We start from the raw sequence: 16,938 nt of genomic DNA, 5'->3' as shown, positions 1-16,938 counted from the left end.
CAAGTTTCCTATACTATTAAATAGCGATGTGCGACGTATCAGATAAAATAAAGTTTTGTACCTGTGTGGATAAAAATACAGTAATAGAAGAGCTTGATCATTATTGGGTGTTGCATAGGTATCACAAGGATAAAAACTTAAAAGTCATGGGGCTTCCCATCTTTCCTGATCATCTTCACCCCAAGTTTGAAATAAATGCGCAAGTAGTAGTTCGTGCATTAAATTCTGCTGATGCTTTTGATCAAAAAATGCTATTGGAAAAAGGAGACAGGCTGGAAGTTGTATTGTGTAATAACGCAACTGATATTCAGGATTCATTTTACTACAACTTTAGGTATACCGGCACTGTTTGGGAATCTATAGAAGCAGATTATTTTGATTTAATGAGCAGGTTTGATGAGGTCATCTCAGGGCAAGTAAAAGAAATAAAATAAGAAACCTGTCGCAGCACGCAGCCTAAAATAAACTTATGATTCCCGCGCAACTAGCTTTGTATAGTTAGGTCTAAGAACATGGAAATAAAAAACGAGAAAGAACTATATGAAGAAAAATACTAAAGTAAAGAAGCAAGCTAAATTGCTACGAGTCACCAGGAAAATACACAGGACTTTAGGAGCGGTTTTATTTATTTTTTTCTTCTTTATTGCTGTAACCGGCATATTACTGGGGTGGAAAAAAAATACCGGTGGAATCATTCAGGCCAAATCATATTCGGGTATTTCTACAGATTTTAAACATTGGCTTCCGGTAGATAGTTTACATACTATTGCTTGTAATGTGCTTAGAGACTCGGTGTCAGCAGACTTATCCCAAGAGCTCGATAGAATTGATATCAAAAAGAATAAGGGAATGATCAAGTTTATCTTTGTAGAAGATTTTTGGGGCGTCCAACTGGACGGTGCCACAGGAAAACTTTTGCATATAGAAGAAAGACGTTCTGACTTTATTGAAAAAGTACATGACGGTTCCATACTCGACTACTACTTGGGAACCACAGGCGATCAGGTTAAATTGGTTTATACCTCTATAATGGGTACTTCTTTATTGATGTTTACCATTACAGGATTTTGGCTTTGGTATGGACCTAAACGAATGAGAAAAGGAAAAAGAACATAAGCTATAGGTTTTCTAGTTCCGTTTTTTGGTGGGTTCCAGAGAAAGAGAGTTGTCTTACTCATTCAGCTTGCTGTTTTTTATGCTGAAGAGGTGTAGGTCACCTAAGAAGATCCAAATTAGTAAGCGCTCTATTATTGCAACTTGAGTTTCAAATGGTTTTTGATCCAGCCTATGAGCTTCCACGACCTCCATTTTATGGCAACCTACAGAAGTGTCTGGTGTATGGAAATCCTTATAAAGAAGAGCAGTAACAGGCACCCATACTTTTATTTCAGAAGTTAACGATCTATAGATTATATTTGAGACGGTATAACTTGTTATAAAACAATTGATTAGAGCATTATTTAAATAATCCAAACTATGAAAACACTAATTTTAGTCATCTGCTTTGTATTCTTAGGGTATTTTGAAATGACAGCACAAACGGAATTCGTGCTGGAACCTTCTCAAAGTATGATAATGACTGGAAAAGGAGCTGGTCAAGACGCGACAATCAATCCTTATTTGGGAGAAAATTGCTTTGCGATAGTTAAGAATATTGGAAACAGGAAATTCTCTATCAGAGTTCAACAAGAGGGAACAATTATAAAAGAAATTTCTATTCTGAAAGGGGAAATAAAAAAAGTGAAGCTTCTAAAAGGTTATGAATTATACTTGGATCCAAATCCAAAAGGAATTACAAAAGCTAGTGTGGATTATGAAAAAATAAGTAAATAAAAAACCTGTGCTCATTTCAGATGTAGATAAAAAATAGCACAACTGACTTACAAACTTAAGTCCTCGTCGTACTCGCTAGTCCGCCAAATTTTTAATCGGACAATTCCCATAATATTATAATTAGTACCACTCAAAAAATTAGGTTCGAGTACCACTCGAAGAGCTCGCATATTATTATAGCCTAATAGCCCTGAACAAAACAGTTTGTGGTAATTTGATAAAAAAATATAAAATGAAGTCAGCTGATTATTTGATAGTTGCCATTCAATCACTAAAATACTTTATAAAAGTTCGGGACATTTAGAGATCTAGTTGTTCTATTATTAAATGAACTATAAAAACTCTTAACCAAATGAAAATCTCAAATTTTAAACTACTTACAATTGCAACAGCAATCACGCTATTTCTTGGTGTATTTACCTCTTGTTCCAATGACGATGGCCCAACCGTAAATATAACCGTCAATGAAGGGCCTGATGGCGATATAGGCGGAGACTTTACTGGAGATGGCGGTAATGGCTCAAGAATTATTAATTGGACGAACAATTTAGCTACAGCCGATTATAATGCTGATATAACGAGTACTTCTTCTGGGACATTTCAAATAGTAGTTGCCGATGCCAATGGGGCTGTGGTACTTGACAGAAGCATTAATGGAGCGACTGAGCCAGATACTATTGGCGGTGTTACCAACACTGGCGCGCCTGGTAACTGGACAGTTACTATTACTTTGGAATCCTTTAATGGAAACGGAAGTTATTCATTAAGTGCAGGAAACTAATAAAAGCACACTTCTGAGTTATAGCAAAGGCTGTCTTTAATAAGGCAGCCTTTTTTAATACACTACAGTTAACAACCAAGCCACCACCTGGAAGATGCTTTTATCACTTAGGTTAAAGGGCTACGAGCCATATACATCACCGTTGTGCTTCATTATCAGGAACTGCTAACCAATGATAAAATTCTTTAGAACAATCCGTCAAAAAATGATCACTGAAGGTAAATTCAGTAAGTATATACTTTATGCCATTGGAGAAATAGTTCTTGTGGTTATTGGAATTCTAATTGCCTTATCCATAAATAATTGGAATGAAAAGAGAAAAGACAATATTCTAAAACAAACCTTTCTTTTGAAATTAAAATCTAATCTTCAAGATGATATATCAAAATTTAAAGAAGTAGGCGTACTTATAAAAAGCAACATCAGGCCACTAAGCATTCACCATACAGCTGGTAAAGAATGCTTTTTAATTGCTTCCATTCAATTAAAATATATGGAAAACCTTTGATATTCAATTTTTTACGATATTGCAATAACTATTCATCCGGGTTAGATTGTTTAATGATGGAGGAATACAAAATTTTGACTCTTGTAAAATTCCTTACTTATGAAATACTGGCCACTACTATTACTCTTTATTTTCTCCGGTTGCAAAACATCTCAGTTGAATGAGGATATTTTCAAGGAAGGTAAAAGCTTTCGAAATTTTCGAGGTTATGAACCAGTGGATCCGGTAGAATTTGAAGATAAAATCTTGATAAAGAATACGGACGGTTTGCTAGAGTCCAAACCTATAAAGCTTTTAAATAGGGAAGAAACCTTGGGCTTCTTAAATAACGAAACGGTCTTGGTGGCTATAGGGGAATTCAAGCAGGAGGGATCACTGGAATACCTTCCTATTGCATTCTCAAAAAAGAATACCAGCTATAAGATCACCATGGATTATATGAAATATGCCACTTTGGCTCAGTTCTCAGATCAAAAATTTATTGGATCCAGAAGGGTAGGAGTTGGTTTGCGTTTGATATCTCTGATCTACACTGCTGAAGAGGGTATCAATATAAGTGACCTCTATTCTATAGGTCTTGCGGCAAAACAAGAAAAATTGAGCGGTACACTCATCATTGAAGTTATAGGTATTAAATCTAAAGAAGTGACCTCTTTGATCCCTTTGCCTTCTGAAATCAACCAAACTACGATTCAAAATGCAATGCAGGCACTAGCGACCATAAAGTCCAAGATTTATGATGAAGAAACCAGTTTATATCCTCAGGTCATGGCAATCAAAGAATATCGTGGAAAAGAAATTATAAATGATGCCAATGATCAAAGCCCTGTTTCTCCTGTGCAAGACCTTGCCGATCGAAGTATACAATTACAGTTTGGGAATATGGATTTTGGATCTGAGGAAAGAGAAAGGGAAGCAAGCAGGCTTTTACAAGAGGCACTGCTCGCTGCTTTAAATAAAGATGTAGAAAAAAGTATATCCGCTTTAAAAGAGTATGGTGATAAATTCCACGAGTACAATCTCAATTTGATGCTGAGGGATTTGGAATACCACCGGACTTCATTAAAAGATCCAGATGCTCCTAAGTGGAAAGAGATTTATAAAACCATCCTGAAAGAGCATCGAGATAAGCTCCCTAAGGATATCATAGCCAGGCTGGAATCTGCTCTCTAAATTGGAAACATCGGAATAGGGATCTCCAATAGGTGACCTGACCAAATCTGATAAGGTCATTTATGGATTTTTAGAATTAAAGCGTTGGAATTTTTATCAACACAAACCAACTTTTGGTCGTGAAGAAACCAAAGAAAGAACAAAGTTAAAAATAAAGATGAACGTCTATTTCAAATCAAAATATCTTGACATAGAAAACAGGAACTGAAATAAAGCCAGTTGCTAACACCGCATATAGCTTATCAGTTGCTTAATAGAAGTTCAGGTCTATTTACAAGTCTGCCAATTTTTTTAATTAGGCTTATTGAGAAAAAAGGTAATAGTAAAATTAAAAAATCGGCTCGTGCTTAACCGAAAAGCAATCGGTATTTTGCAAGCTACGAGCCGTACAGTAACCTTATACTTCATTACAACTAACCGCTAACCAATGATGAAATTCTTTAGAACAATTAGACAAAACTTGTTGATGGAAAACAAAACTGGAAAGTATTTCAAATATGCTGTTGGTGAAATTATTCTTGTAATGATAGGTATTCTCCTTGCATTACAAGTTAATAATTGGAATGAAGGAAGAAAGGACCGAATAAAAGAACAGGTTGTCCTCAAACAACTACAGGAAGATTACCAGGCCAATCTCATACAACTGGAAGAAAAAATGACGACCAGGGACAGGGTCATTTATTCAGCAATGAATTTATTAAAGAAATTTGACCAACCCGTAGGAATTATTCGTGACAGTCTTGTTAAAGAACTTGCTAATACTTTCCACGACCCAACTTACGACCCTATACAGAATGACTTAACAAGTTCAGGCAATTTAATTCTAATCCGCAACCACAAATTAAAACGCTTACTTTCAAATTGGTCGTCAGATGTGGTAGGGGTCCGGGAAATTGAAGTAACCTGGAGTAATTCTGTAAATGGTGAATTTGATTTAATTCTGTCAGAATTAGGTTTGGGCAGAGATGTCTCTAATAGTTTTATGAACAATTCTCAACATCTTTGGTTATTAGATCATAATGAGGAGTCCTATAAAATTGAAATTGGAACATCAAAGCTGGGTGCTCCTTTGAATGAAATATTAACCAGTAGGAAGCTGGAAGGTATGCTTGGAAGTGCTATTTCTCTTAATAAAGCTGCAAATCTGCAATCTGAGGCCTTACGCGCGAGAATCCTGGAGATTTTGGATTTGATTAATTCCGAACTAAAGAAATAACGAAAGCACAACAATGGCCTTAAGTAACAGGGTTTTTGTTGCTTATCCCAAAGTTAAGAGCTTTTAAAGGAAGCCGCGAAATTTCTTAATGGGACCAATCCCCAAAAGTCCAGATCGAGTACCACCAGAAGATTTATTACTTAGTTTCACCCCTACTAAGCATTCACAAACACCTTATGGAGCACTAGAAAAATACCCTTTACAGGGTATTTGTAGGTACTATTAGTATTTGTAATTTTAGATAACCAAATGTTTGAAAACCAAGATCAAAGATGAAAAGAATATTTTTTATCACGCTAATTGGAGTGTTTATAACAAATATTCAAGCTCCAGCTTTTTTACATCAGACGATATAGTACATACTGTCCCAAAGGAATAGGAGGGAATAATTTGGCTAATTGAAAAAAAGTAATAATAAAATTAAAAAATTGGCTCGTCCTTAACCACCGAAAAGTAATCGCTATTTTTCATGCTACGAGCTATATACATTGCAGTTAGCATTAAATAAAAACAACTATCATGAAAAAATCAATCTATTTATTTATTACAATCGTATTTATGTCTTTTATAACTAAAGCTCAAAATGGATTGGACGAATCAAAACCATTAGGATTAGTGGCGTATTTAAATACAATTAAGGAAATTTCAGAGAATAAAATATTATGGTCTGAATCGAAGTTCATCGAGCGAAATTCTAAAAGGTTAGAACTGTTAAAAAACGCATCTATTACTGACGCTGAAAAATCTAAAATTAAATCTGAACAAAGCTCGGATATTCAAATAAGAGAGGAAATTCAAAATAAATATGCAACTTTGAGATGGAGAACAAATTTACTTATAAACCAATTTTCAGCTGATATAGTTGAAAAAAACAGTATGTCCCTTTATAGAAATATGGATAAATTTATAAAAGGAGACAAGTCTGAATTATGCTCAAAGTTGAAAAAATTTAATCCACTAATTTTAGAAATTGAAAATAACTACAACCAACTTTTTGATTCTAAATATCAAACAGAAGCAATTCAAAGTTTAGCTGAAGCACAAGAATTATTTACACTTGCTGGAATTAACCCATATACAATTTACAAAGATATTAAGGCTTCTAAAGAAAAGAAGATTTTAGCTCTTACAGGATATATTAAAGAGATGAAATTAAAGGCGTTGTCTGAATTAAAAGCAAAACCAAAAGAAGAGTAAGCAAAAAGCCTGCACATAACAAAGAACTGAGGTAAAAAACAACTCTTTTCTTCCATAATTTGAGACAAAAATATTCCAGGCTCACAGATTCCTATGTTTGGATTCTTTGAGCTTTTTTTTATGCCATCTTAGTTCTGTTTACTTTGGTATTACAGACACATAAGTTTCATCATAGGACAGCCCTGATTTGGCTATGGCAAAACACTGTTTTAGTAGCTTGTTGGCCACTGCAATCAGCGCTAGTTTCTTACTCTTGCCTTTGTTTACAATACGCTCGTAGAGCTCTCTGCATGCCTTGTTATGCTTACAGCATTAAAGGCGCACAGAAACAATAGATTCCGCAGCTTTCGATTGCCTACTTTGCTGATCCTTGCCCTACCTCTCACACTGCTGCCAGACTCTCTGGTGGTGGGCGTGATTCCCACATAGCTGCATAACTGTGAGGCCTTTTCGAACTTAGAAAAGCCATCGGTTACTACAATCAGAAACAAGGCTGTCTTCTGCCCTATTCCAGGTACTGAAGTTAGAAGCGTGAGCTGCTGCTGCTGATCTTCTTTTACCAGGGATAGGATCTTTTCTTCAATCGCTTTGACTTCCTTGTCCAGATGCTTCCTTTGGCGTTTTAAAGAACGGTACACGAACTTTGAGGGAACTCCCAAGGCTTCTTCTCCGTGGATCTTGTTCTTCACGGCAGTGCGCTGCTTTAAATAAGTGTCCAACAGGCGAAACAACTGTAGGCATTCACTCTGCACTTCGGTAAGCGCATTGTAGATGGGAACCTCGTTGGTCTGAGCATACTCACAGATCGCCTTTGCATCACTTTTGCCTGTCTTCACCTTAGCCAGTTTCATCTGGATAAAACGTTTGATGGACAAAGGATTGATAACTGATACTACGACTTCATTTTTGTAAAGAAACTGTGCGAGTCGGTAATGATAGTAACCTGTAGCCTCCATGGCTACTAATGAGTTCTCTGGTAGTGCTTTTAGGAACTTTTTAAACCCTGACTCATCATTGTTAAACTGCTGGTGCACGCTAAGGCTACCATAGACATCAAAAACATCTTTACTGATGTCAACTCCATAAGTTTCTTTATATTTATTCATTAGAACTGATTTATGAAAGAGCAATCTATCTTACTCACAACAACTTAAAAACGAGATCCAAAGTCTCACACCTGCCTGCCAGCAGGCAGGGAACTGAACGTGGTTGAGATAGTAAAAGAGAGGGGATTATCAATGTTGACGAAGTCCAGGCTTCACCGTGTATAGTAACCTTAATCCTCTCTTTTGTTCTTTCTGATTTATATCACAATTTAATAAGAATCAAACTTAAGATGTATATACAAAATAGCGCAAGTTACTGCTAATACTATAGCTTGAGTATTTTGAAAGTTTCTAAAATTTTTAATCGGACAAATTCCCCAAATAAGATCATTAGTACAACTCAAAAAATTCAGATGCTGCTTAATCGAAAATATTTTATAATTTGGACACTAGGTTTTATACACAAGGCCTGTGCAAACAATCAAAAAGAGCAGCATAAAATTAGAAACTACTAGCAGTTTTATTTATTACTCCGTAAAAAGAAAATGATTTTAGAACAAGAGCAAAAATTTAAAGAAGTACTTTCTAAAATAGAAGGAAAAATTAATGAACAAAGTTTTTTTAATAAGTTCTTAGAACTCTATCCAGCCGCCTGGAAAAAACATAAAATGGCATTTTCAAAATTTAAGAGCAGTAAACAATTTGGAAAAACAATTCCGTTACCAAAACCTGAAGTTTCTTTACGAAAGGAAATTAGGCTATGGCTTAAAAAACAATAAATGACGTCTTAAAGTGTATGTAAAAACAGAATGGATAAAAAAACTTACCGCTCATCATCTTCACAGGATTTTCATTTGGTTGGTAATTTGCTAATTTAGTAGCTGAATCACTCAAGAAAATCGTAAACAAAAAGTTGGATAGCCATTGATGCAGCCAACAGCAAAATAGTTTAAAGTGGTTGAAATTATTAAACCTTAAAACGATGAAATCTAAAACACTAGTATGTATCGCCATAGCTTGCATATTTATTTTTTCTATAAGCATGGCGCAAGACAAGCCATCTCCAAAATCAGGAAACTTCGACATTGAAAAAGATTTATTATTAGCCCACTTTGATTGTAAAACTGATGTAGATGACCTTCAGACTGCAGCGGCTTTAGCTACATTAATGTCTCACACCAACTATTCAGAAATAAATTATCACGCTGTTGCTGGCACTTATGGCATTCAAGAAGGATTATATGTTCCACCTAATGATTTATTTCAACTCGCATTTGGAGACCACTGGACAGACGCACATGAAAACACGCAAAATGCTATAGCACAGGTTAAAGTGATCGCTACAGCAACCCTCAAAAACCAAGGTGATGTTTGGATTGCAGATGCGGGACAATCTGATTTTTCAGCAGAACTGATAAAAGCCATTCAAGCAGATTTACCAGATATGGATATGTCGCAGCGTATTCATATCGTACAGCACAGTGATTGGAACGAAGAAGTAACATCACCCGCTTACTTGGATTTTGTCAAGAAAAATATAGATTATCAGAAAATACCTGATGGTAACGGAGTCGGAAATGGAACACCTGGATTTAGATCTCCTGAATACCACCAATGGAAGGATAAAATCAAGAATCCAAAATTAATTCAGGTATGGCAGTTGGCTATTGATTTATCAAACAAGTACAATGGGAAAGACGGCAGGTACAACAATGAGGCAATTGCAGCAGGCGGATTGGACTTCTCTGACCTTTCTGAAGTTTGTTGGATATTGGGATTACAAGACTTAAGGATACAAAACATTTTTTCAATAGTTATGCGCATTAAATAGATAGGCAGTAAGGATTGCAGCGGTATAAATAGGTTTTAGCCTCAGCTACTTCTATAAATCCTCACAGATGTTGATGGATTGGGTAGTTGTTAGATGAGGTGGTGTAACACTAAAAGTCATAACCAGCCATATGTACACAGATTATGGTAAACCGTAAGATTCCTTCCACATTTTGAAATAGATTTATACCCCTTAACAACTAGCAACAAAAGGAAAAGTAGGGGTGTTAACAAGGAGCAGGTGCTGTGGCAACAACAGTACAAGCACATCCTCTTCATGACTAGAAAGATGCTTTTATCTCATATGTTAAAAGGCTATATATTATATTTGAGGCATATAGCCAGTCAGCAAAAATTACCTTAAAACTTTATTATGAAAAACCTGATTTCTTCAATAGTATTATTATTCACAATGACTCTAAGTGCTCAAGAACTATTTGTGGCTTATGAAAACGAAGACTACAAAAAGTTGAAAGAATTGTTAGAAAATGGTGCTGATCCAAATCAAATTAATGAATCTAATGGTATGACTCTAATGTTCGATACAGCTTGGGACAATAATCTTGAAATTGCACAACTTCTCTTCCTACATGGAGGTAAGGTTGACATGAAAAGCTCAAAGAATGATGTAACTCCTCTGTTACCGGCTTGCCAAGAAAACTCTTTTGAAATAGTAAAATTCCTTGTGGAAAATGGGGCCAATGTAAATCAAAAATATAAGGTAGCAGGAAATCAAACCCCAATTCGCTTTGCTTGCAAGACCGGAAATATTGAATTAGTCGAATACTTAATTAATAACGGAGCAAAAATAGAAGATAATCCTGATGACGGAATTACACCACTAATCCAAGCTTCAAGGAGTAACCACTATAATTTAGTAAAGTTACTGATCGATAAACGCGCTAATGTAAATGCACATGCTCGCGATAAAGAATGTGCATTGAATCAAGCCATTAAAAATGGTAATTATGACATTTCAAAATTACTAATTGACAATGGTGCCAAATTAACTTTAGAGGACAAAGATGGATATTCAAGCCTGAGATTAGCAAGGAAGAGTAAAGACAAGAAACTAATAAAACTAATAAAGGAAAACCTGAATTAAATTTTGCTAATTATGTATATTAAAAATAGCGCAAGTTGTTGATAGCACTAAGGTTTGGGCATTTTTGGAAAGTCGCCAAATTTTTAAATTTGACGATTTCCCAGCAACTAAAATAAATAGTAAATTTAAAAAGTCGGCTTGTATATCATCAGAAAAGTAAACGCTATTCAGCATGCTACGAGCCATATACAACACCGTTGTGGTTTATTAAAACACACTTAAAAAAAGAAAATAAAGACCACTAAAATGAATTATTTAAAAATATAAAAAAATATTATGGAAAACATATTTGAAGGTGTAATTAGATTTATAGTTGTAATACTAATTATATTTTTCTTATGGTTTATTCCTATTTGGTTCGGACTAAAATGGGCGAAAATCAAAGGAGTTTCTAAACTTTGGATGCTTTTTGGATTTCACCCAATGACTGGATGGATTGCGTATTTAATTTTGAGATACGGAATTGACCCAAGAAAACAATGTGATAAATGCAAAGAATCGATTAAAATTGAAGCTCAAATTTGTCGTTATTGCGGAAACCAAATGAGCCAAGAAGAGATAAATAGTTCAATAAAAGAATTTGAGGAAAGAAAAAAATAACAAACCACAACACCGTAGAAAAATAATTGAGGTTTTGTGCTAAATCAAAGGTAGTTGTGTCTTTGCTACATCTGATTTTCCTACGGAAAATCCTCGCGTGCAAACCCGTAACTATCCTTACACATAAACCTCATTAAAAATTAAAAACAAACTAAATGAAAAAACTGATTACCTTAATTTTAACTGTTATTTTATTGACAAGTTGTGGAGTATCAATTAAGTCTTTAGTAGATAGTTCTGCAATAAAAGAACCTTATAAAAACCCACTAATTGTTATTCCATACGAAAAATATAGTAAAGAGAATTTTTCTGAAAAATTAATGGAAAAGTTGGAAATTGAGTTCTATAATGAAAATAAGAAAGTTGAATTTTTACTTGTCGAACAAGGGAGTGAAGAACTAGCTCTTAATCAAAATGACGATATAAACTCAAAAATTGATAACGCTATAAGAAATGATCCAAAAGATATTGTTTTGATTTTCAAACCGACAAATTTAGCATACTATAATGGCGCACTTCAATCAGCCACCTACCAACTGACTGGAATTGAATTTTTTACGAAAAAAGAAGTCTGGAAAGCTACATTTAATTCAAACAGCTCATTTGGACCTGCTTTATTTGCAGAAAAGTCAGCACAAAAAATTCTTGAAAAATTGAAATCAGATAAAGTATTATAAATAACTTTTGCTTAACACCGTATACACTATTTGCGGTTTAGTACTATTACAAGGTAGTGGTGTGTTTGCTGCATCTGATTTTTCTTCTGAAAATTCCCGCACATAAACCCGCAACTATTTTTATATAACAAGGTTGCCACCATATAAACCAACAGAATGCATAGAACAATAATCACACTTTTACTTTTAGCACTATTTACAAATTCGGGATATGCTCAATCTGAAAAAATTACTATTAAATCAGACAATTTAAGTGAGTCTAATTATCTGAAAATGGATGATTTTTATTTAACTCATTATTTATACATCGACCTATTTTTAAGAGAAAATCTGTTTCCAGAAGCAAGTTCAGAAGAAGTTTTCTCAATTATTAAAGCGCTTAAAAAATATGTTTCAGTTGATAATAATTTAGACATCGAAATTGAAAAGCCTGGAAAAAGAAATTACTTCATCCGATTTGCAATTTTAAAGAAAGATGATGGAACCGAACTTTTAATTGCTTTTACCAACTGGAGTGTAAAGGAAAAGAAATTTGAAAGAGAAATTAAAATAGAAAATGATTCCTATACGAGATGGTATTTTCTAAATGGAAATAAAATGACCTATAGAAAAGATATGTCCAATCAGAATGATTACTCCAATATGAGTAAAGCTGACTTGGCTAATGCTTATTTAATGGATGAACTATCTGATAACGACTCAGAGATAAAAAGCACATTAGATGAGGTGCTCAATCAAAAAGATTTAAGTGTGACAGATAAAATTATGGCGAATTTAATTCTCTTGAAATATCAAATTTTGCAAAGAGATAATGACAATGTGATTAAGCAAGAAGAGTACTTGAATGAACTATTTGAAAACAACAAATCGGAACCAAATCTCAGAGGAATAAAAATGGCATTTGATGCCACCTGCTTTCAAATAGAACTGATGAAATAAATACGGTATACAACAACTTATATATGATAATAGATAGTTGATTAATAGAAATTAAGGTATATATGCGAGTCCGCTAAATTTTTAAAGCTTGTGCTGAGTTTTTGTCGAAGTATGGCTTATAGAGAAAAAAAGACCTGCCTGCCGGCAGGTAACAAGAAATCAGCTGCGGCTGCCGGCTCGTGCTTCATCCGAAAGTAATTTTATATTTTGCAAGTTACGAGCCACACACAAAAACCTTTTATGCATTTGACAAAACCAATCGAAAAATGAAAGAAGTTGACAAAATAGCGTTTATTCAAACGAAAAACGGACAAATATTAAGCACAAAATCCAAAGGAAAATCTAAATACTATATTCCAGGAGGAAAAAGAAATTCTGGTGAAACTGATGAACAAACTCTTGTAAGAGAAATATCGGAGGAATTAAGCGTGCAAATTAATAATAAAACAATTGAATATGTTGGAACTTTTAAAGCGCAATCGGATGGGGAAAAAGAGGGGGTATTAGTCAAAATGACTTGTTACAAAGCCGAATATGAAGGAATTTTGAAACCTGCAAATGAGATTGAAGAAATAAAATGGCTAAATTATAAAGATTTGGATATTGTATCCGAAGTTGACAAAAAAATATTCGGATTTCTAAAAGAAAAATGTGAACTGAAATAAAGACGCATTATAATAACATATAAAAATAATTGCTAGATCTAGCCTACTTATGAAATTCCTCGTGGGCTTTCTATCGGGGATTTATTTATTAACTTTAGTGCTTGAAACACCTAACAAGCGAGACACAACAACCTTGTAGCACATTTGAGAAAAACCGATGATTAAGTTTTTTACATTACCACTTTTAATGATTTTTTCGTTTCTGACTTTTGGAAATTTAACCGAATTAAATACTCAGAATGAATCTGAATACGAGAAAAACTTAAATACTGCAGCTGAATTATATTTAAAGGAATATAAAATTCCTGACTCTATTTTAATAAAACTTGTTCCTAAAAACCATATTGAATTTGAATTATATTATCGAACAACTGGACCTGAACATAATCTTGGCAAAACGGATTTTTTCTATGAAACGACAGGACTGATTTTTGAACAAGTGATTTCTAAAAAAAAACTCTGATTTTTATTTACCGAGTCTAAAGCTAGTAAGTTTCGCAGACGGAGAATACGCAGAGGACTTTATTGCGTATTTAGAAATAATTATAAAAATGGATAAAGAGAAATTTTGTAAATCTATAAATGGCAAGGAATACTTAAATCGCAATCCGATTAAATACTATTCGGTATTAAATAAATGCGAATAAAAACCTGCTGCAACACAATAAGAAAGGCAGGCGATTGTTGAGCATCCTTATGGCACGATGAAAAGACAATAGGGGTTTAATCACATTACAGCCAAAAAAAAGCTAAGAGCTAGTGCAGATGTTGGATTTATATTCATTGTATACAACCTTACCAGAATTTGGAATCTATTAAAACAATGTAAATACACTTTTTTTAAAGTGTATTTGTTACTCATAAACACGCTATTCTCAATAATAACTGTTTTAGCACTATTTAATACGGTAAAGACAAAAAGAACAATCTTATTAAAGTTATAAAACGAAATATGCAAATTTGTATGTAAACTAAACATAACACGGAAGTTTTCTAACGAATTGCCGTTAGCGGTCATGGTAAAGAGACACTACACAAAAGAGAAAAACTAGTGAGTATACCCTTTTTCTTTTTAAACATTACACAGTTAAAATTAGCTTTTTTTTGTAAAATCAAATTTTATTGTATATTTAAGTTTCAATTCTTTCACCTGAAAAGCTTATTTAAAAATCATCGCTACAAAACAGGTGTGTGGAACGTAATTGATACGTTGTTTTACATATAATACCATTTGCTAAATTAATTTCTTATTCTATGCTGAAGTCTCATAATATTCTCTTTTGGGTAAGCGGAGTTGCTCTAGGTCTGATGGTTTGTGCCTTTTTTTCTTGTCCGCACTGGAAGGTGGTAATGCCAGTCATGTTGATCCTTTCGATTGTTGCTGGAATAAGTGGGTTCAAGAAAAAGAAAGAGCTAGAAGACTCCTGATTTTACCCACATGAGACTTTGGACACATAGGCCCGTTCCCTTAGGGTACATCTCAAATTGTCGATACGTCATATGTTTGACGTGAACAATTGACAAGCTATAGTTATTCTTATAGCCTCACAGTGAGACTGTATCTCACCATAGCCCGCAGTTAAACGCCATAATCCTTGAACTTTGACAATCAGCGTATCCTTGTTCCCTGCTCCCGAAAGTTTAAAACCTAGAAAAGTTTTTCATCTGTAGTCAGCTTAAGGGCAGGAACAACTGAAAGCTAACGCACCAAGACACCGAGTAATCGATAGAAACGCCATGACCAAAAAAACAACGAACCGCTAACAGCACTTACCCAGAAGGCAGGGTTTCGTGTTTCAAAGACAGTTTTGTGGTTAATGGAAGTTTAGTTTTTCAAATGCAGTTTTGCGGCAATAGTAACACTCTTCGGGCAGCCGCAAAACGTTAATAGCCAACCATTCTCTTCGCTAACTGTATTGTCTCCAAATCTCCGGTGTGCTTCTCTTTTACATCACTTAATTTTACTACGTGTCTATTATTTATAGAAACCATCTTAATTACTATATTCAAAGCCTTTATGCCTACGTCATTTGTGAAATGTGTGCCAATTCCAAAGGAACACTTAATCCCAATATCCTTGCAGTGTTTTTTTAATTCTATTGTTAAGTCTACATTAAGACCGTCAGAAAATACTATTGTTTTAGAAATGGGGTCAATACCGAGATGTTTATAATGACCTACAATCTTTTCTGTAAACTGAAATGGGTTTCCAGAATCATGCCGAACACCATCAAATAATTTTGCGTAAAAAGTATTAAAGTCTTTAAGAAAAGCATCAAGGCCAAAAGTGTCTGTCAGGGCTATGCCAAGTTCGCCTTGATAAACCTTAACCCAATCATCCATCATATTTTTATTAGCATAGCTATATCCTTTTAGAGCAGCTATTCCGCTAATCCACTCATGGGCATGAGTTCCTATTGGTTTAATACCTGTTACCATTGCAATATGAACATTGGAAGTTCCTGCCATAAATTGAGTTCCATTATCAAAAACTGAAAGTAAATCCTGCACTACCTCCAAATGATTGGCGTAAGAGTATCTTCTTCGGGTTCCAAAATCAGCAACCTTAACATCATTTTTATAAAACTTAGTACCCTTCTCAATATTGTTTTTTAATCTTTCCTCACGACTATGTATTGGCTCGCCCGTCATTTGAAAATAAAGCTCAGAAATTAGAGCCAAAAGAGGTACTTCCCACAGAATTGTTTTATACCAGTAGCCAGTAATAGTTAAAGTAAGTTTTCCTCCGTTCTGGGTAATTTCTATTTCAGACGAATCATAACGATATGATTTTAGCAAGTCGATGTATGTTGGTTTTAAATATCCTCCACACTTTTTTATAAGGAAGTTAGTTTCTGATTCTTGCAAAGATAATAGCTCCATCTTTTTAAGTTCCTGTCGAAGTCTAAGGTCAAATTCATATGGGAATGCTGTTTTTCCCCTATTGATGAAATCGTACGTAACACATTCTCTTTGGAATAGTTCAACAACGGCCTGTTGTTGAGTGAACTTATATAAGTCATTATCCAGTATAGACTTTATAATTCCTACTTCTTGGTTCATGCATTTATATTTTTGATTATACTCAAATGTATTAAATATGTTACAAAATGGTTGACATTGAGATTTTGATGCTAGTGGAGTAAGCTTACTTTTAAAAAGGCGCCAACTTACATAACTTTCTAAAGGTGATTAAATTTTTCTTATGAAAAAATGTAACAGACATATGGATTATGATTTTTGACTATTCTCCGTTTGTCAAAAATGAATTTACAAAATCTAATGACGACTCCCTTAACTTTAACGTATCAGTATATCACTTGCACGCATCAACAAATCACTTTAAATCAACAACTCATATTTTATGC

Annotated in this window: 17 protein-coding genes and 1 pseudogene; 16 read left to right on the top strand and 2 right to left on the bottom strand. The window is 34.2% G+C overall.

Annotation, left to right across the window (positions count from 1 at the left end; all coding sequences use genetic code 11):
• Nucleotides 1–26 precede the first annotated feature (26 nt).
• The 8 genes from F0365_RS02485 (at nt 27) to F0365_RS02450 (ending at nt 6,708) form a co-directional block, all read left to right on the top strand.
• On the top strand, nt 27–434 hold the full coding sequence (locus F0365_RS02485; protein WP_169932201.1) for a hypothetical protein: 408 nt from the start codon (nt 27–29) through the stop codon (nt 432–434).
• Between the two features lie 106 nt (nt 435–540).
• Nucleotides 541–1,116: a PepSY-associated TM helix domain-containing protein gene (locus F0365_RS02480; RefSeq protein WP_169932200.1), complete on the top strand. Its 576-nt coding sequence runs from the start codon at nt 541–543 to the stop codon at nt 1,114–1,116.
• 360 nt (nt 1,117–1,476) lie between these two features.
• Nucleotides 1,477–1,833 (top strand): hypothetical protein, encoded by a 357-nt coding sequence (locus tag F0365_RS02475; RefSeq protein WP_169932199.1) that lies wholly within the window; start codon nt 1,477–1,479, stop codon nt 1,831–1,833.
• A gap of 352 nt (nt 1,834–2,185) precedes the next feature.
• The gene (locus tag F0365_RS02470; protein WP_169932198.1) at nt 2,186–2,614 is read left to right on the top strand and encodes a hypothetical protein; all 429 of its coding nucleotides are present in this window, start codon (nt 2,186–2,188) and stop codon (nt 2,612–2,614) included.
• Nucleotides 2,615–2,786: 172 nt separating this feature from the next.
• The gene (locus F0365_RS02465; protein WP_169931750.1) at nt 2,787–3,122 is read left to right on the top strand and encodes a DUF6090 family protein; all 336 of its coding nucleotides are present in this window, start codon (nt 2,787–2,789) and stop codon (nt 3,120–3,122) included.
• A 99-nt stretch (nt 3,123–3,221) separates the two neighbouring features.
• Entirely contained in the window at nt 3,222–4,295 is a 1,074-nt protein-coding gene (locus tag F0365_RS02460; protein ID WP_169932197.1) for a hypothetical protein, read from the top strand.
• Between the two features lie 466 nt (nt 4,296–4,761).
• Nucleotides 4,762–5,511, top strand: a complete 750-nt coding sequence (locus tag F0365_RS02455) for a DUF6090 family protein (protein WP_206071294.1) — start codon at nt 4,762–4,764, stop codon at nt 5,509–5,511.
• 519 nt (nt 5,512–6,030) lie between these two features.
• Nucleotides 6,031–6,708, top strand: coding sequence for a hypothetical protein (locus F0365_RS02450; RefSeq protein ID WP_169932195.1), 678 nt, complete (start codon nt 6,031–6,033; stop codon nt 6,706–6,708).
• Nucleotides 6,709–6,846: 138 nt separating this feature from the next.
• Here the strand turns inward: F0365_RS02450 and F0365_RS02445 are convergent.
• Nucleotides 6,847–7,814 (bottom strand): annotated as a pseudogene (locus F0365_RS02445) (IS110 family transposase).
• 485 nt (nt 7,815–8,299) lie between these two features.
• On the opposite strand from F0365_RS02445, the gene F0365_RS02440 reads away from it, so the two are divergent.
• From F0365_RS02440 to F0365_RS02405, 8 genes are all read left to right on the top strand, one after another.
• Complete coding sequence (locus tag F0365_RS02440) at nt 8,300–8,533, top strand: hypothetical protein (protein ID WP_169932194.1); 234 nt, start codon at nt 8,300–8,302, stop codon at nt 8,531–8,533.
• Nucleotides 8,534–8,736: 203 nt separating this feature from the next.
• Nucleotides 8,737–9,585, top strand: a complete 849-nt coding sequence (locus F0365_RS02435) for a hypothetical protein (RefSeq protein ID WP_169932193.1) — start codon at nt 8,737–8,739, stop codon at nt 9,583–9,585.
• A 372-nt stretch (nt 9,586–9,957) separates the two neighbouring features.
• On the top strand, nt 9,958–10,689 hold the full coding sequence (locus F0365_RS02430; RefSeq protein WP_169932192.1) for an ankyrin repeat domain-containing protein: 732 nt from the start codon (nt 9,958–9,960) through the stop codon (nt 10,687–10,689).
• A gap of 276 nt (nt 10,690–10,965) precedes the next feature.
• Nucleotides 10,966–11,289 (top strand): hypothetical protein, encoded by a 324-nt coding sequence (locus F0365_RS02425; protein ID WP_169932191.1) that lies wholly within the window; start codon nt 10,966–10,968, stop codon nt 11,287–11,289.
• 155 nt (nt 11,290–11,444) lie between these two features.
• Nucleotides 11,445–11,966 (top strand): hypothetical protein, encoded by a 522-nt coding sequence (locus F0365_RS02420; RefSeq protein WP_169932190.1) that lies wholly within the window; start codon nt 11,445–11,447, stop codon nt 11,964–11,966.
• 156 nt (nt 11,967–12,122) lie between these two features.
• Nucleotides 12,123–12,905, top strand: a complete 783-nt coding sequence (locus tag F0365_RS02415) for a hypothetical protein (protein ID WP_169932189.1) — start codon at nt 12,123–12,125, stop codon at nt 12,903–12,905.
• Between the two features lie 266 nt (nt 12,906–13,171).
• Nucleotides 13,172–13,570 carry an NUDIX hydrolase gene (locus F0365_RS02410; RefSeq protein WP_169932188.1) on the top strand — a complete coding sequence of 133 codons (399 nt, stop codon included), beginning with the start codon at nt 13,172–13,174 and terminating at the stop codon, nt 13,568–13,570.
• Between the two features lie 157 nt (nt 13,571–13,727).
• The gene (locus tag F0365_RS02405; RefSeq protein WP_169932187.1) at nt 13,728–14,033 is read left to right on the top strand and encodes a hypothetical protein; all 306 of its coding nucleotides are present in this window, start codon (nt 13,728–13,730) and stop codon (nt 14,031–14,033) included.
• Nucleotides 14,034–15,454: 1,421 nt separating this feature from the next.
• On the opposite strand, the gene pncB is transcribed toward F0365_RS02405, so the two are convergent.
• Nucleotides 15,455–16,633, bottom strand: coding sequence for a nicotinate phosphoribosyltransferase (gene pncB, locus F0365_RS02395; RefSeq protein WP_169932185.1), 1,179 nt, complete (start codon nt 16,631–16,633; stop codon nt 15,455–15,457).
• Nucleotides 16,634–16,938 lie beyond the last annotated feature (305 nt).

Origin of the sequence: Nonlabens sp. Ci31, assembly GCF_012974865.1 — a bacterium.
Lineage (GTDB): Bacteria > Bacteroidota > Bacteroidia > Flavobacteriales > Flavobacteriaceae > Nonlabens.
The sequence above is the reverse complement of the archived record's forward strand: the minus strand, read 5'-3'. Positions and strand labels throughout refer to the sequence as shown.

Bases quoted from the DNA above. Each gene is read 5' to 3' on its own strand.
- F0365_RS02485 (WP_169932201.1), top strand. From the start codon at position 27: ATGTGCGACGTATCAGATAAAATAAAGTTTTGTACCTGTGTGGATAAA.
- F0365_RS02480 (WP_169932200.1), top strand. From the start codon at position 541: ATGAAGAAAAATACTAAAGTAAAGAAGCAAGCTAAATTGCTACGAGTC.
- F0365_RS02475 (WP_169932199.1), top strand. From the start codon at position 1,477: ATGAAAACACTAATTTTAGTCATCTGCTTTGTATTCTTAGGGTATTTT.
- F0365_RS02470 (WP_169932198.1), top strand. From the start codon at position 2,186: ATGAAAATCTCAAATTTTAAACTACTTACAATTGCAACAGCAATCACG.
- F0365_RS02465 (WP_169931750.1), top strand. From the start codon at position 2,787: ATGATAAAATTCTTTAGAACAATCCGTCAAAAAATGATCACTGAAGGT.
- F0365_RS02460 (WP_169932197.1), top strand. From the start codon at position 3,222: ATGAAATACTGGCCACTACTATTACTCTTTATTTTCTCCGGTTGCAAA.
- F0365_RS02455 (WP_206071294.1), top strand. From the start codon at position 4,762: ATGGAAAACAAAACTGGAAAGTATTTCAAATATGCTGTTGGTGAAATT.
- F0365_RS02450 (WP_169932195.1), top strand. From the start codon at position 6,031: ATGAAAAAATCAATCTATTTATTTATTACAATCGTATTTATGTCTTTT.
- F0365_RS02440 (WP_169932194.1), top strand. From the start codon at position 8,300: ATGATTTTAGAACAAGAGCAAAAATTTAAAGAAGTACTTTCTAAAATA.
- F0365_RS02435 (WP_169932193.1), top strand. From the start codon at position 8,737: ATGAAATCTAAAACACTAGTATGTATCGCCATAGCTTGCATATTTATT.
- F0365_RS02430 (WP_169932192.1), top strand. From the start codon at position 9,958: ATGAAAAACCTGATTTCTTCAATAGTATTATTATTCACAATGACTCTA.
- F0365_RS02425 (WP_169932191.1), top strand. From the start codon at position 10,966: ATGGAAAACATATTTGAAGGTGTAATTAGATTTATAGTTGTAATACTA.
- F0365_RS02420 (WP_169932190.1), top strand. From the start codon at position 11,445: ATGAAAAAACTGATTACCTTAATTTTAACTGTTATTTTATTGACAAGT.
- F0365_RS02415 (WP_169932189.1), top strand. From the start codon at position 12,123: ATGCATAGAACAATAATCACACTTTTACTTTTAGCACTATTTACAAAT.
- F0365_RS02410 (WP_169932188.1), top strand. From the start codon at position 13,172: ATGAAAGAAGTTGACAAAATAGCGTTTATTCAAACGAAAAACGGACAA.
- F0365_RS02405 (WP_169932187.1), top strand. From the start codon at position 13,728: ATGATTAAGTTTTTTACATTACCACTTTTAATGATTTTTTCGTTTCTG.
- pncB (WP_169932185.1), bottom strand. From the start codon at position 16,633: ATGAACCAAGAAGTAGGAATTATAAAGTCTATACTGGATAATGACTTA.